14 protein-coding genes and 1 tRNA gene are annotated in these 13,477 nt (G+C 74.3%); 5 read left to right on the top strand and 10 right to left on the bottom strand.

Annotated features, from left to right (window positions below):
- Nucleotides 1–52 precede the first annotated feature (52 nt).
- On the top strand, nt 53–262 hold the full coding sequence (locus tag A4R25_RS06190; RefSeq protein ID WP_030503913.1) for a hypothetical protein: 210 nt from the start codon (nt 53–55) through the stop codon (nt 260–262).
- On the top strand, nt 259–732 hold the full coding sequence (locus A4R25_RS06185) for a hypothetical protein (RefSeq protein ID WP_043323975.1): 474 nt from the start codon (nt 259–261) through the stop codon (nt 730–732). Before A4R25_RS06190 ends, A4R25_RS06185 begins: the two co-directional genes overlap by 4 nt.
- On the opposite strand, the gene A4R25_RS06180 is transcribed toward A4R25_RS06185, so the two are convergent.
- The gene (locus tag A4R25_RS06180) at nt 729–929 is read right to left on the bottom strand and encodes a hypothetical protein (RefSeq protein WP_043323973.1); all 201 of its coding nucleotides are present in this window, start codon (nt 927–929) and stop codon (nt 729–731) included. The two genes, A4R25_RS06185 and A4R25_RS06180, sit on opposite strands and share 4 nt — an antisense overlap.
- A gap of 127 nt (nt 930–1,056) precedes the next feature.
- On the opposite strand from A4R25_RS06180, the gene A4R25_RS06175 reads away from it, so the two are divergent.
- A complete protein-coding gene (locus tag A4R25_RS06175; RefSeq protein WP_043323971.1) occupies nt 1,057–1,713 on the top strand; it encodes a hypothetical protein in 657 nt (218 codons plus the stop codon).
- Between the two features lie 5 nt (nt 1,714–1,718).
- Here the strand turns inward: A4R25_RS06175 and A4R25_RS06170 are convergent, their stop codons facing one another.
- From A4R25_RS06170 to A4R25_RS06130, 9 genes are all read right to left on the bottom strand, one after another.
- A complete protein-coding gene (locus tag A4R25_RS06170; protein ID WP_064445937.1) occupies nt 1,719–1,901 on the bottom strand; it encodes a hypothetical protein in 183 nt (60 codons plus the stop codon).
- A gap of 66 nt (nt 1,902–1,967) precedes the next feature.
- Nucleotides 1,968–2,165, bottom strand: a complete 198-nt coding sequence (locus tag A4R25_RS06165; RefSeq protein ID WP_030503909.1) for a hypothetical protein — start codon at nt 2,163–2,165, stop codon at nt 1,968–1,970.
- A 45-nt stretch (nt 2,166–2,210) separates the two neighbouring features.
- Entirely contained in the window at nt 2,211–3,974 is a 1,764-nt protein-coding gene (gene selB / locus A4R25_RS06160; RefSeq protein WP_064445936.1) for a selenocysteine-specific translation elongation factor, read from the bottom strand.
- A gap of 5 nt (nt 3,975–3,979) precedes the next feature.
- Nucleotides 3,980–5,272 (bottom strand): L-seryl-tRNA(Sec) selenium transferase, encoded by a 1,293-nt coding sequence (gene selA, locus A4R25_RS06155; protein WP_064445935.1) that lies wholly within the window; start codon nt 5,270–5,272, stop codon nt 3,980–3,982.
- A 21-nt stretch (nt 5,273–5,293) separates the two neighbouring features.
- Nucleotides 5,294–5,389, bottom strand: a tRNA-Sec gene (locus A4R25_RS31020).
- Nucleotides 5,390–5,434: 45 nt separating this feature from the next.
- Nucleotides 5,435–6,604 (bottom strand): NrfD/PsrC family molybdoenzyme membrane anchor subunit, encoded by a 1,170-nt coding sequence (nrfD, locus tag A4R25_RS06150; protein WP_064445934.1) that lies wholly within the window; start codon nt 6,602–6,604, stop codon nt 5,435–5,437.
- Entirely contained in the window at nt 6,601–7,644 is a 1,044-nt protein-coding gene (locus tag A4R25_RS06145; protein ID WP_043323965.1) for a 4Fe-4S dicluster domain-containing protein, read from the bottom strand. Before A4R25_RS06145 ends, nrfD begins: the two co-directional genes overlap by 4 nt.
- Nucleotides 7,637–10,960 (bottom strand): formate dehydrogenase, encoded by a 3,324-nt coding sequence (fdh, locus tag A4R25_RS06140; protein WP_231915438.1) that lies wholly within the window; start codon nt 10,958–10,960, stop codon nt 7,637–7,639. The genes A4R25_RS06145 and fdh overlap by 8 nt, the downstream gene beginning before the upstream one ends.
- Nucleotides 10,961–11,262: 302 nt before the next feature.
- Nucleotides 11,263–11,853: a hypothetical protein gene (locus tag A4R25_RS06130; protein WP_064445932.1), complete on the bottom strand. Its 591-nt coding sequence runs from the start codon at nt 11,851–11,853 to the stop codon at nt 11,263–11,265.
- Nucleotides 11,854–12,375: 522 nt separating this feature from the next.
- Here A4R25_RS06130 and A4R25_RS06125 point away from each other — a divergent pair.
- A complete protein-coding gene (locus A4R25_RS06125) occupies nt 12,376–12,702 on the top strand; it encodes a hypothetical protein (protein ID WP_043323958.1) in 327 nt (108 codons plus the stop codon).
- Nucleotides 12,699–13,349 carry a nucleotidyl transferase AbiEii/AbiGii toxin family protein gene (locus A4R25_RS06120; RefSeq protein ID WP_064445931.1) on the top strand — a complete coding sequence of 217 codons (651 nt, stop codon included), beginning with the start codon at nt 12,699–12,701 and terminating at the stop codon, nt 13,347–13,349. Before A4R25_RS06125 ends, A4R25_RS06120 begins: the two co-directional genes overlap by 4 nt.
- Nucleotides 13,350–13,477 lie beyond the last annotated feature (128 nt).

Below are 13,477 nucleotides of genomic sequence, written 5' to 3'. Positions count from 1 at the left end.
GCCCGGGCGGGTAGACGGGTTCGTCAGCCGACGGCGACCCGAGGAGGCAGTGATGGCAGGACCCCGTCCGGGCAGCAACGCGTACGACAAGCAACGGGCACGGCTGCGCGACCTCGTCGAGCAGTCCGGGCGCGCCACCGACAAGGAGGCCAACCAGGTCGCCAACCGGATCCTGCAGGACGACCGTGGGCAACGCGGCGTGGTCCGGGGCGAACGGACCTACGGCCCCAAGGGCAACCGGGAACCGGGTGACCCGAAGTGAGAGCGGCATCCGCCGTCGACGGCGCCATCGCGGGCGCCGTCGGCAGCGCCGTGCTCAACGCGGTCTCCTACCTCGACATGGCGCTGCGGGCGCGGCCGGCGAGCAGCACCCCGGAGTCGGTGGCCGGACGGCTGGCCGACGTCACGCACGTCGACCTGGGCCCCGGCGACGAGGCGGCGAACCGCCGTTCCGGTCTGGGGCCACTGCTCGGGTACGCCACAGGCATCGCCGCGGGGGCCGCGTTCGGTCTGCTCGCCGGACAACGGCGGATCCCGTTGCCGCTGGCCACGGTGCTGCTCGGCGGTGGGGTGATGGCCACCTCGGACGGCTCGATGACGGTGCTGGGCGTGACCGACCCGCGTACCTGGCGGCGCGCCGACTGGGTCTCCGACCTGATCCCGCACCTGGCGTACGGGCTGTCGGCCGCAGCCACCTGGCGGCGGCTGCGGCCGGCGTCGGCTCGCGGTTAGCTCTCGTCGTCGGCAACCGGCTCACCGGCCGGACCGTACGGCGACACCTGACCCTTCGGAACGGGCCGTCCCGCGTCGGCGTTCGACGTGCCCCGGCTCCGCGAACGGCCGCCCGCCTGGGTGGCCGTCTTGCGGCTGTCCTGGCTGGTGGCGCCGAGATCGTTCCGGCGCAGTTCCTCCTGCTGCGGCTTGACCACGGCTCTCTCCTTCCCGGTGGGGCGCACGGCCGTCGGCCGCGCACCAGACAGGCGTACCCGTCGCCGCCCGGCGCATTCCGGATCGGCGCGGGGGTCTGGCCGGGGCCGGGACGGGTAAGCCGGATGGATGCCAGACGATCGCAACGTCGCGCGCGCCCTGCTGGACCGGCAGTCCCGCACGTACGCGGAGGAGGCGGGGATCACCCTCGCCGACCGGCCCGGCCCGCTCTACCAGTTGCTGGTGCTCACCACGCTGCTGAGCACCCGGATCCGGGCGTCGGTGGCGGTGGCCGCCGCCCGGGAGCTGTTCGCCGCCGGTTACCGCACCCCGCAGACGATGGAGGCGGCGAGCTGGCAGGACCGGGTCGACGCGCTGGGCCGGGGCCACTACCGGCGCTACGACGAGCGGACCGCGACCATGCTCGGCACCGGCGCCCGGCTCTGCCTGGACCGCTGGCACGGCGACCTGCGCCGGCTGCACCAGGAAGCCGGCGCCGACCGGGCCGCGCTGCGCCGGTTTCTCACCGAGTTCCCCGGCATCGGCCCCACCGGGGCGGACATCTTCCTGCGCGAGGCGCAGTCGGTGTGGCCGGACGTGCGCCCGTACGCCGACCGGCGCACGCTGGCCGGGGCGAAGCGGCTGGGCCTGCCGGCGAGCCCCGGCGACCTGGTCGGGCTGGTCGGCGAGGCCGACTTCGGACGGCTGGCGTCGGCGCTGGTGCGGGTGGCGCTGGGCGAGGAGTCGGCCGGCGAGGTGAGCCGCAGCGCCGCCACTGCCCGTTGAGAGTGCTACTTGGCCGGTCCGGGCTTGGTCAGGTTCCAGGCCAGCAGCGAGGCGAGCAGCGCGAGCAGCACCACGCCGCCGGAGACGCCGCCCTCCCCGCCGCTGTCGCGGCTGCCCGAGAAGCCGAAGTAGATCACGGCCAGTCCGGCCAGCACGGTGATGAACGTACGCAGTCCCCTGTCCTTCACGCCCGCACCGTACGACCGGCGGCGCCGCCCGGGGCGGGGATCGGGCGGCCGTCCCCCGTCCGGGTGTCAGTCCGTCTCCAGGTCGTCCAGGGAGATCGCGTGGGTCATCAGCCAGCGGGCCAGCGCGGCCATCCCGAACAGCCACAGCGGCGCCGACTCGGTGGGGCCGTTCGTGGCGTAGATGGCGAACCTCAGGTCCGGTGCGCGGTACGCCTCGATCCGCCACTTGTGGTTCTTGTCCCGCCAGACCGCGGAAGGGTCCATGGCGTCACGGTAGGTGACCGGAGCGGGCGGGCGACGCCTGTTGCGTCAGCCCGGCGGGCGGAGCACCTCGCGGGCGTCGTCGGGCAGCCGCCGGGTGGCGCCGCGCCGGTCCAGCAGCTCCAGCAGCGGCACCGCCACCCGGCGGGTGGTGCCGAGCGCCTGCCGGGCGGCGCTGAGCGTGAACGGCTGCGGCAGCCCGGCCAGCACGCGCACCGCGTCGTCCGGGGCGCCGGGGAGCAGCACCACGTTCTCGGCGAGCTTCAGCAGCGCGCCGGCCCGGACGGCGGCGCCGATCTCGCGGGGGCCGAGCCCGAGGTCGGCCAGGTGGTGCGCCTCGGGCGCCTGGAACGGGCGGTCGCCGTACTCGGCCCGGACCCGGTCCACCGCCCGCGCCACCGGATCGGGCAGCGTGTGCTGCCCGGCGGCGGTGACCAGGCCGTCGCGCAGCCGCAGCGGCGGGCGCAGCAGCGCCGTGACCAGCGCGCGGTCGGGCAGGTCGAGCCGGTGCCGCAGCACGTCGACCGGCACGCCCGCGGCCAGCGGATGCTCGGCGGTGTACCGGGTCACCTCCTCGGTGAGGCGGCGGCCCAGGTCCCGCCAGTGCTCCGGGTCGGCCAGCCACTGCCCGGCCACCGGCGTCGCGGTCGGCGGCACGCCCATCCGGGTCAGGTCCCCGGCCCGGATCAGCAGCCGCCGGCGCAGCTCCCCGTGCAGGTCCGGGCGCCCGTCCAGCCCGGCGAGCACGGCCGCGCGGGCCGCTGCCGCGCCCCGGCGGCGCAGCGGCGGCGGGTCCACGTCCAGCACCGTGACGCCACCGCAGACGTGGTGCCGGCCGGGGTCACGCAGCAGCGCCCGGTCCCCGATCAGCAGCGGCAGCGGCCGGGCCAGGCGCAGCCGGACCGTGTCCGGGCCCAGCGGCCGGACCCGGGCGGGCACCGCCGCCGAGCCGGCGTGCAGCATGAGCGTGGCCGGCAGGTCGGCGGCCGGGTCGCCGGACAGGCGCACGTCGAGCAGGTCGGTACGCCCGAACCGGCCGGGTGTGAGCAGCGCGTCGCCGCGCCCGACGCGGTCCCGGGGCAGGCCGCGCAGGTTCACCGCGACCCGGGCCACCGCCTCGACGGCGGTGTGCGCGGCGCCGAGGGAGTGCAGCCCGCGTACCCGCACCGCCTCGCTTGTGCCGGCCAGCTCCAGTTCGTCGCCGACGCGCAGCCGGCCGCCGCCGAGCGTGCCGGTGACCACGGTGCCGCTGCCGCGTACCGTGAACGCGCGGTCCACCCAGAGCCGCACCGGCGCGTCAGCGGCCGGGTCGGGCAGCCGGGCGGTCAGGCGGTCCAGGGCGGCGCGCAGCTCGGGCAGTCCGGCGCCGGTGACCGCGGAGACCGGCACCGCCTCCACCTCGCCCAGCGACGTCGCGGCGATCTCCGTGCGGGCCCGCGCCGTCGCCGGCCCTGGGTCGGCGAGGTCCGCGCGGGTCACCGCGAGCAGCCCGTACGACACACCCAGCGCGTCCAGCGCGGCCAGGTGCTCGGCGGACTGCGGCATCCAGCCCTCGTCGGCGGCCACCACGATCAGCGCGGCCGGGACCGGGCCGACACCGGCGAGCATGTTCGGCACGAACCGCTCGTGCCCCGGTACGTCGACGAAGGCGACGGTGCCGCCGGAGGGCAGCGTGGTCCAGGCGAAGCCGAGGTCGATGGTCATGCCCCGGCGGCGTTCCTCCGCCCACCGGTCCGGTTCCATCCCGGTCAGCGCCCGCACCAGCGTCGACTTGCCGTGGTCGACGTGCCCGGCGGTGGCCACCACCCACATGCCGGTCAGTCCTCCACGCTCAGCACGGCCACGCGGACCCGGTCGTCGGCGCCCTCCGGCACGGCGCGCAGGTCCAGCAGGAGCCGGCCCTGCAGCACCCGTCCGAGGACCGCCGGGTCGCCGGCGCGCAGCGGCTCGGCGTACCGCTCGGGCAGGCTCAGCGCCCACGAGTCCAGCTCCACGCCGGGCGCCCCGCCGCCGCCGACGACTGCCGCGCTGGGCACCACCTCGGCCTTGCAGCCGTCCGCACCGAGCCGGTCACGCAGCCGCTCCACCCGCTCCCGCAGCCGGACCGGGTCGGCGTGCAGCGCGTCGCGGGTGGGCGTGGTCGGGGCGTACAGGGTGGCGGCGAGCGCGGCGAGGGTGAGCTTGTCGACGCGCAGCGCCCGCGCGAGCGGGTGCCGGCGCAGCCGGTGCACCAGGTCGGCGTCGCCGAGCAGCAGACCGGCCTGCGGGCCGCCGAGCAGCTTGTCGCCGCTGGCGGTGACCAGGTGCGCGCCCGCGCGCAGCGTGGTGGCGGCGTCCGGCTCGTCGGGCAGCAGCGGGTCGGGCACGAGCAGGCCCGACCCGATGTCGACCACCACCGGTACGCCGAGCGTGGCCAGCTCGGCGACCGGCACCGCCGAGGTGAAGCCGGTGACCACGAAGTTCGACGGGTGCACCTTCAGCACGAACCCGGTGTGCTCGCCGATCGCGGCTTCGTAGTCGGCGCGCGTGGTGCGGTTGGTGGTGCCCACCTCGCGCAGCCGCGCGCCGGTGCTGGCCAGCAGGTCGGGCAGGCGGAACCCGTCGCCGATCTCGACCAGCTCACCGCGGCTGACCACGATCTCCCGGCCGGCGGCGAGCGCGGTCGCGGCCAGCGCCAGCGCGGCGGCGCCGTTGTTCACCACGTGCACCGCCCCGGCGTCGGGCACCGCGGCGGCGAGCGCGTCCAGCGCCTCCCGGCCGCGCCGCGCCCGCCGTCCGGTACGCAGGTCCAGCTCCACGTCGGTGTGCCCGGCGGCGGCCACGAGCGCGTCCACGGCGGACGGGGCGAGCGGGGCACGGCCCAGGTTGGTGTGCAGCACGACGCCGGTGGCGTTGAGCACGGCGCGTGGCGTACGGCCGGGCAGGTCGGCGAGCGCCGCGTCGCGTACCTGATCGGGGGTCAGCTCGCCGCGGCGGGCGCGGTCCTGCGCGCTGACGATCGCGGCCTTGACCCGGTCGCGGCCCAGCGTCACGGCGGCGGCGGCCAGCGCGGGATCGGCGAGCAGCGCGTCGGTGCGCGGCACCCGCCGTCGCGGGTCGACCTCACGCATCGCGCACTCCCGGGAACGGTTTGGCGGAGACGGACGGGAATCGAACCCGCCTGGCCCGGGTCCCGGACCACACCGGTTTTGAAGACCGGGAGGGGCACCAGCCGCCTGAACGCCTCCACGCAGCAGTCAACCACAGCGGACGGGAGGCCGCCCGGGGAGGTGTCAGACCTGGTCGGCGGCCCGCCGGTCGGCGCGTTCGCGCTGCGGCACCACCGTGTACCGCGGATCGCGTGCCGAGGCGACGCCGCCGTGGAAGATCCCGAACCGGGTGCACACCGACGCGGCGATCAGCGCGCCGCCGGACAGCGCGGACAGCACCCGGCTGCGGCGACCGACCAGCGCGCCGACCACACCGGCGGCGGTCAGCGCGCGGCCCGCGCGCAGCAGCTTGCCGGGTGTGCCCTGCGTGTAGGGCTCGCTGAGCAGCCCGAGCCGGTTCTCCACCCGGTGCGAACCCCACAGCTCCATCGCCGCGCCCGCGACCGCGAGGCGCCGCGCCGGACCGGCCTGGGCGCAGGGCGCGGCCACCAGCCCGACACCGGCGCCGCTGGCCAGCGCGCTGCCCGCGAAGATGGCCGGCAGTTCCGGGTACGCCTCGTGCCACGACGGCACCGCCGTGTCCGCCAGCAGCACCCCGGTGTACGTGGCCAGCGCGGGCGCGGTGACGGCGGCGACCACACCGGCGGTGTGCCCGGCCGGGGGCAGCAGCCGGCGGCCGAGCCCCAGCACGCCGCGCTCGGGCAGCAGCGGCGCCGCCTCGGCGATCGCGGCGAGCCCGGCGGCCGGGCCGAACACGCTGAGGATCCAGGTGCCCACCGACATCGGCGAGGTCACCTTCGCCACCCGCAGCATGTGGTGGAACCGGGACGGCCGGCCCAGGTCGTTGACCAGGAAGTACGTGCTCGCGCCCACCGCCGCCAGGGCGGTGACCCGGCCGGCGCGGCGCAGCGCCGGGCGGCCGGTGAGCTGCCCGCCCGCGGCCAGCAGCGACGAGCCGGCGGCGAGACCGCCGGTGAACAGGTACGCGGCGATGTCCCACCGCCACACCGGCGGCTTGAGGACGGGCCGGCCGTAGTAGGAGGTGAACTCGGCCGGCGGGACGTTGAGCTGCTCACCACCACCCTTGCCGCGCCGGCGCGGGGCCGCGTCGCGGGGCGGGTGCGGGGCCAGCCGCGCGTCGCGGGAACCCGCGTCGGTGCGTCCCACGCCGGGACCGGCCGCGGTGGCCCGGCTGCCGTTCTCCCGCTCGGCGGCGCCGCGGTCCTCCGGTCCCGTGGACAGGCGCTCGCGGAAGCGGCGGAACAGGTCACCGACCGGGCGGTCCGGGCTCACGACGATCCTCCGACGAACGCGGCGACGGCAGCCGCCGCCATGGCCAGCGCGGCGAACCCGGCCCGCTTCCACATCTTCGGCAGGTCCCGGGTGGTGACCACCGGGTCCGGCGGCAGCCCGTACACCTCCGGCTCGTCGAGCAGCAGGAAGAACGCGCCGTCGCCGCCCACGCCGTCGGTCGGGTCGTGCCCGTACAGCCGCGCCTCCGGCACGCCCCGCTCGTGCAGCGCGGCGACCCGCGTGGCGGCCCGTTCCCGCAGCTCGTCGAGCGGGCCGTACTGGATCGACTCGGTCGGGCACGCCTGCGCGCAGGCGGGCGTCATGCCCGCGCCGATCCGGTCGTAGCACAGCGTGCACTTCCACGCCCGGCCGTCGCCCTTGCGCTGGTCGATCACGCCGTACGGGCAGGCGGAGATGCAGTAGCCGCAGCCGTTGCAGATGTCCTCCTGCACCACCACCGTGCCGAACTCGGTGCGGAACAACGAACCGGTCGGGCACACGTCCAGGCAGGCCGCGTGCGTGCAGTGCTTGCACACGTCGGACATCATCAGCCAGCGGAAGTCGGTGCGGGTCTCCGCGCCGCTGTCCCGCCCGGGCGGCTGCGCGCCGGGCATGCCGAGGAACTCCGGACCGGCCGCCATCCGTGCCGCCGCCTCCGGCCGCCCCGGCGGCAGACCGGGATTCGTGCCGGTGTCGGGGGCCGTGCCCGCGCCGACCGCCGCGGACGCGGGGCTGGTCGCCGGGCCGGTCGGGTCGCCGGCGAACGGCGGCGTGCGGTGCCCGGCCGGCCGGGGCTGCTCGATGAACGCGACGTGCCGCCACGAGTTCGCGGTCAACGCGCCGGTGTTGTCGTACGACATGCCGAGCAGGTCGAACCCGGAGTCCGGGACGCCGTTCCACTCCTTGCAGGCCACCTCGCACGCCTTGCAGCCGATGCAGACGCTGGTGTCGGTGAAGAAGCCCATCCGGGGCGGCGCTTCGACCCAACCCGCGTCGGGGGCCGGGTCCAGCGGACCGTACAGGCTGTTGGCGTCAGGCATCCGGCTCCCCGTCCTGGTGCGCGGCGGGCGACTGCTCGTCGGTGCTGCCGGCGGCGTCGTCCCCGCCGGCCGCGTCGGTGGTCACCAGCGGGATCTTCCGGTCCGGCGTCATCCCGGCCCGCCGCTGGTAGTCGCCGACCAGGTCCAGCAGCGGCGGACCGGTGGGACGACGGCCGGGCCGGATGTCGCAGGTGCCGACCTTGCTCTCCTGGATGAGCACGTTCGGGTCCAGCGTGATGCCGAACAGGTCGTTCGCCGAGTCGCCGGTGACCAGACCCTCGGTGCCGAAGTGGTACGGCAGCCACACCTGGTGGATGATCCGCCCGTCCACCCGCAGCGGAGTGAGCCGGTCGGTGACCAGCACCCGCGCCTCGATCACCGCGCGGCCGCTGATCAGGTGCGCCCAGCCCAGGTGCGCCAGCCCGACCTCGCCGGCCAGTTCCGGGGACACCTCGACGAACATCTCCGGCTGCAGCTCGGCCAGGCGCGGCACGGTACGGCTCATCCCACCGGCGGTGTGGTGCTCGGTGAGGCGGCTGACCGTGAACACGTACGGGAAGACCTGGCTGTGCGGCTCCGGCGGACTCGGGTTCATCCGGTTGATCGGGTGCTCGTAGATCTTGCGGGTCGGGTTGGCCTGCTGACCGTAGAGCGGGTTGCGCATCGGCGACTCGGCCGGCTCGTAGTGCGTCGGCAGCGGGCCGTCCAGGACGCCGCTCGGCGCGTACAGCCACGCCTTGCCGTCGCCCTGCATGACGAACGGGTCGTCACCGGCGAGCGCGGCCGGCCCGGAGGCGCCCTCCGGCGGCCGGTACGACGGCGGCTTCGTCTTCTCGAAGTCCGGCACGTCGTAGCCGGTCCACTCGCCGGCATCCGGGTCCCACCAGACGTACTTCTTGCGCTCGCTCCACGGCCGGCCCTCGGGGTCGGCGGAGGCGCGGTTGTAGAGCGTGCGGCGGTTCGCCGGCCACGCCCAGCCCCACTCGGCGGCCACCCAGTCCTGCTCGTGGCGGGACCGGCGGCGGGCCGCCTGGTTCACCCCGTCGGCGTAGACGCCGGAGTAGATCCAGCAGCCGATCGCCGTCGAGCCGTCGTCGCGGGCCTCGCCGAACGCGTTCAGCGGGCGGCCGGTCGCCACCTCGTACCCGTTGATCTCCTTGAGCACCGCCTCGGCGCTCGGCTCCGCGTGCGGACCGTGCGTGGGGTAGTCCCAGGCCAGGTCCAGCAGCGCCCGGTCGCGGCGCTCGGTGGAGCCGGCCAGCTTCTCCCGCAGCACGCGACCGAGGTGGTAGAAGAACCACAGCTCGGAGCGGGCGTCGCCCGGCGGGTCGACGGCCTTCTCCCGCCACTGCAGCAGCCGCTGCGTCTGGGTGAACGTGCCCTCCTTCTCCACGTGCGAGGCCGCCGGCAGGAAGAACACCTCGGTACGGCACTCCTCCGGGACGATCTCACCGGTGGCGACCTCCGGGCCGTTCTTCCAGAACGTGGCGCTCTCGATCATGAACAGGTCGCGGACCACGAGCCAGTCGAGGTTGGCCATGCCGAGGCGCTGGGCGCGGCCGTGCGCCGAGCCGACCGCCGGGTTCTGGCCGAGCAGGAAGTAGCCCTTCACCTTGCCGTCGATCATGTTCAGGACCTGCTGGTACGTGCCGTGGTCGCCGGTCATCCGGGGCATGTAGCCGTAGCAGAAGTCGTTCTCCGGCGTCGCCGCGTCACCCCAGTACGCCTTGAGCAGGCTCGCCGCGAACGCCCGCGAGTTGCCCCAGAAGCCCTTCTGGCCCGGGTGCCGGATGCTGTCCACCCACCTGTCGAACGTCGGGTGGTCGGCGTGGTGCGGCATCGGCAGGTAGCCGGGCAGCAGGTTGAACAGCGTCGGGATGTCGGTGGAGCCCTGGATGCTGGCGTGACCGCGCAGCGCCAGGATGCCACCGCCCGGACGGCCCATGTTGCCCAGCAGCGTCTGGATGATCGAGCCGGTGCGGATGTACTGCACGCCCACGCTGTGCTGCGTCCAGCCGACCGAGTAGACGAGCGCGCCGGTGCGCTCCCGCCCCGAGTTCTCCGTCCAGGCACGCGCCAGCTCGAGGAACTTCTCCTCCGGGATGCCGCACACCCGGGCCACCATCTCCGGCGTGTAGCGGGAGAAGTGCCGCTTCAGGATCTGGTAGACGCAGCGCGGATGCTGCAACGTCTCGTCCCGCGGGGCCTGCGCCGGCACCGGCTCGCCGTGCGACTCGTGCTCCAGCCCGGAAGCCGAGTCACGCTCCTTGCCGGTACCCCGGATCTTGGCGTTGTCCTCCTGGCCCTCGTACTGCCAGCTGGCGTGGTCGTAGGAGCCGGTGTCCGGGTTGTAGCCGGAGAACAGGCCGTCCAGGTCCTCGGTGTCGGCGAACCGCTCGCTGACGATGTTGGCCGCGTTGGTGTACGCCAGCACGTACTCCCGGAAGTCGAGCTCGTTCTCCAGGATGTAGCGCACCACGCCGCCGAGCAGCGCGATGTCCGTGCCCGCCCGGATCGGCAGGTACGTGTCGGCGAGCGCGCTGGTGCGCGTGAACCGCGGGTCGACGTGGAAGACCTTCGCGCCGCGCTTCTTCGCCTCCATCACCCACTGGAAACCCACCGGGTGGGCCTCGGCCATGTTCGAGCCCTGGATGATGATGACGTCAGCGTTGGCGAGATCCTGCTGGAAGTCCGTGGCGCCGCCGCGACCGAAGCTGGTCCCCAGACCGGGGACGGTGGCGGAGTGTCAAATACGGGCCTGGTTCTCGATCTGGAGTGCCCCCATCGCGGTGAACAGCTTCTTGATGAGGTAGTTCTCCTCGTTGTCCAGCGTCGCGCCGCCGAGGCTGGAGATGCCGAGCGTCCGGTTCAGCGGACGGCCTTCGTCGTCGACGTCCTCCCAGGTCTCCGCGCGGGCGGCGAGGATCCGGTCGGCGATCATGTCGAGCGCGACGTCGAGGTCCAGGTCTTCCCACTCGGTCGCGTACGGCCGGCGGTAGCGGACCTTCGTCTGGCGCAGCGGGCTGGTCACCAGGCTCTTGCTGGCCGAGCCCTTCGGGCAGAGCCGGCCGCGCGAGATCGGGCTGTCCGGGTCGCCCTCGATCTGGGTGACCTTGCCGTCGGAGTGGAAGACGCGCTGCCCGCAGCCGACCGCGCAGTACGGGCAGACCGAGCGGGCCATGCCGTCGGCGGTCTCGGTGCGGGCGGTCAGCGCGGCGGAGCGCGCCGACTGGGCGGCGGCGCCGCGACCGAGCGGATCGGTGCCGGTGAGTTGCCGGTAGACCGGCCACCCCTGGATGAAGGTCTTCAGACCCACCCGGGCACCCCCTCCGCGTCGAGAACGGCTCTCACCTCTTCCTTCTCACCCTAGGCCAGCCGCCGGAGGCGTGCGAGTCGAGCCCACAGACAGAGCCGCCCCGGCCATTCGGCCGGGGCGGCTCTGGGCGTCGGTGTGCATGTCGCCTCTCGGCGAGTGGCGCGACGCGGCTCCAGCCGAACGGTATTCCGCGAAGGCAATTTAGGTGAGGCCCGGGGACACTGGACACACCGACGCTCTGCACAACGGTACCGGGGTCACGGTTCTTCCGCTCGTTCCTCGTGACCCCGGTCACCGCCGGGTCAGCTGTTCCAGTGCTCGGCGACCAGGTCGGCGGCCTGCTGCTCCCACTGGGCGTAGTGGTCGGGGTACGCGCTCACCTGGACGGTCTGGGCGGCGACGGTCAGGGGCATGTCGCGCCAGCCGTCGACCTGCTTGAGGCCCTTGAGGAACGCGGTGGTGGAGTATTCGGGGTCGGTGATCTGCTCGACCGTGCCCCAGCCGCTGGAGGGGCGCTGCTGGAACAGGCCCTGCGAGTCGTGGTCGTTGCGGTCACCGAGGTGGCCGAGGTTCTCCAGCTTCGACTCCTGCAGGGCGGTGGCGATGGACACGACGGCGGCGCGCTCATCCATGCCGGCCTTCTTCGTGGCGGCGATGATCGCCTTGACGTTGGCGGTCTGCTCGTCGTCGAGGTCGATGCGGGACTGGGTGCCCTGCACGCCGTGCGGGATCAGCGCGGCGCTGTCGAGCTTCGCGGCCTGGGTGGTGGTGACCGCGGCGGCGTTGCGGGTGGTGGGGGTGCTGGTGTCGTGGTTGAGGGGGCCGGCGGCGAGGCCACCGGCGACGGTCAGACCGGCGATACCGAGGATGCTCTTACGCAGGATCGTGTTCATGAGGGGGCTCCATTCGGGGGTCGACGCACCCGGGGGCGAGTGCGTGGGCACCGTCAGGCGCTCAGAGAAGTCTTCGGGGGGATCCGGCTCGCTGCCCGTGACTGCGGGGGCCGGAGACATGTCCAACGACCGCCGCCCCGGGATCATTCCGGGGGCGCCGGGGGACGCTGCTGCGGTCGTTCACCAGGTATAACGCCCCCGCCCCGCCACCGATTCCGCCACCCGGGTGTCCCCCACCACCCCGAAACCCGACACCCACCCCACCCGACACCCCGGCTCACCCTCCCGTGACCCGGAAGCGTCGATCATGAGGTTGACGGCACCTCGTGTCCGTTTTGTCGCCGCCAACCTCATGATCGATCAGGCCTCGAGTGAACGGTCATTGATCAAGGAGTTTGGGTCACCCGTGAGGCCTGAGGCAGACACAAACTTCTTGATCAACGGGCTGGGGTGGGCCCGCCCGACGCGACAAGGGCGGGAAGGGAGGGGGGTGATGGGCCGGGTTGGGGTTACCCTGATGCCATGTCGGCCACCGCGCACGCGTACCTCGCCCGGCCCGGGCGACCCGCCGTGGTGGCGCGCACCCTGGACGAGCTGACCGGCCCCACCACCGGCATCGTCGAACTGCCGGTACGCCTCATGTGGAGCAGCGAGCGCGCGTTCGACCTGGCCGACCCGGACGAACTGCTCTGGATGTACGAGAACGTGCTGCGCGAGACGACCCGGGTGGAGGATCTGCGCGAGCTGATCCACGGGGGCACGTTGCGCCGGTTGTGGCCGCTGTTGAACCTGCCCCGGGGCGTACGCCTGGCCTGGGAGGGCCGGCACCGGAGCCTGCGCCCGGCGTGACCCATCCGCACGACTTCTACCGGGAGGTGGCCCGGGTGGCGCTCGCCGCCGCCGGCCCGCACCGCTTCGTGCTCGGCGGCGGTGTCGCCTGGGCCGCGCACGGCCTGGTCACCCGCCCCACCGAGGACGTCGACCTGTTCGCCGACGTGGAGGGCGCCGCCGCGGCCGCGGCCGACGGGGTACGCGCGGCGCTGGAACGGGCCGGCTACCGGGTGGCCGAGGCGGATCCGGGCGGCCTGGGCGAGGTGTTCGACGGCTTCGACCGGGACCTGCGGGACTTCGTGGTGAGCCGGGACGGCCGGCAGATCCGCCTCAGCCTGGCCCGCCTGGACCGGCACCGCAGCCCGGTGGTGATGGACTTCGGCCCGGTGATGGACGTGCGGGACCTGATCGCCAACAAGACCGCCGCGCTGGTGAACCGGCGGGAGGTACGCGACTACATCGACGTCTCCGCCGCCCTGGACCGGTACAGCGTGGCGGAACTGCTGGAGCTGGCCCGGCAGGTGGACCCGGCGCTGGACGACGAGGACGTGCGCGCCGCCGGCCGCTACCTGGACGGGCTGGCCGACCGGCGGTTCACCCGCTACGGCCTGGACGCGCCGCGCATCGCCGAGGTGCGCCGCCGGATGGTCGTCTGGCCCCGCTGAGCAACGGAACCAGACGACCCCGCCGCGCCGCGCCGGACCGACAGACGCCCGAGTCGCGCCGGACCAGACGACCGAGCCGGGACAAGCCGGACCGGCCGGATGGGCGAGCCGGGACCAGAGACGCAGCC

This window comes from Micromonospora sp. NBRC 110037 (assembly GCF_001652995.1).
Classification (GTDB): Bacteria; Actinomycetota; Actinomycetes; order Mycobacteriales; family Micromonosporaceae; genus Micromonospora; species Micromonospora chalcea.
The sequence above is the reverse complement of the archived record's forward strand: the minus strand, read 5'-3'. Positions and strand labels throughout refer to the sequence as shown.

Coding starts and splice junctions, on each gene's coding strand:
- A4R25_RS06190 (WP_030503913.1), top strand. CDS start 53: ATGGCAGGACCCCGTCCGGGCAGCAACGCGTACGACAAGCAACGGGCA.
- A4R25_RS06175 (WP_043323971.1), top strand. CDS start 1,057: ATGCCAGACGATCGCAACGTCGCGCGCGCCCTGCTGGACCGGCAGTCC.
- A4R25_RS06165 (WP_030503909.1), bottom strand. CDS start 2,165: ATGGACCCTTCCGCGGTCTGGCGGGACAAGAACCACAAGTGGCGGATC.
- selB (WP_064445936.1), bottom strand. CDS start 3,974: ATGTGGGTGGTGGCCACCGCCGGGCACGTCGACCACGGCAAGTCGACG.
- selA (WP_064445935.1), bottom strand. CDS start 5,272: ATGCGTGAGGTCGACCCGCGACGGCGGGTGCCGCGCACCGACGCGCTG.
- A4R25_RS06145 (WP_043323965.1), bottom strand. CDS start 7,644: ATGCCTGACGCCAACAGCCTGTACGGTCCGCTGGACCCGGCCCCCGAC.
- A4R25_RS06130 (WP_064445932.1), bottom strand. CDS start 11,853: ATGAACACGATCCTGCGTAAGAGCATCCTCGGTATCGCCGGTCTGACC.
- A4R25_RS06125 (WP_043323958.1), top strand. CDS start 12,376: ATGTCGGCCACCGCGCACGCGTACCTCGCCCGGCCCGGGCGACCCGCC.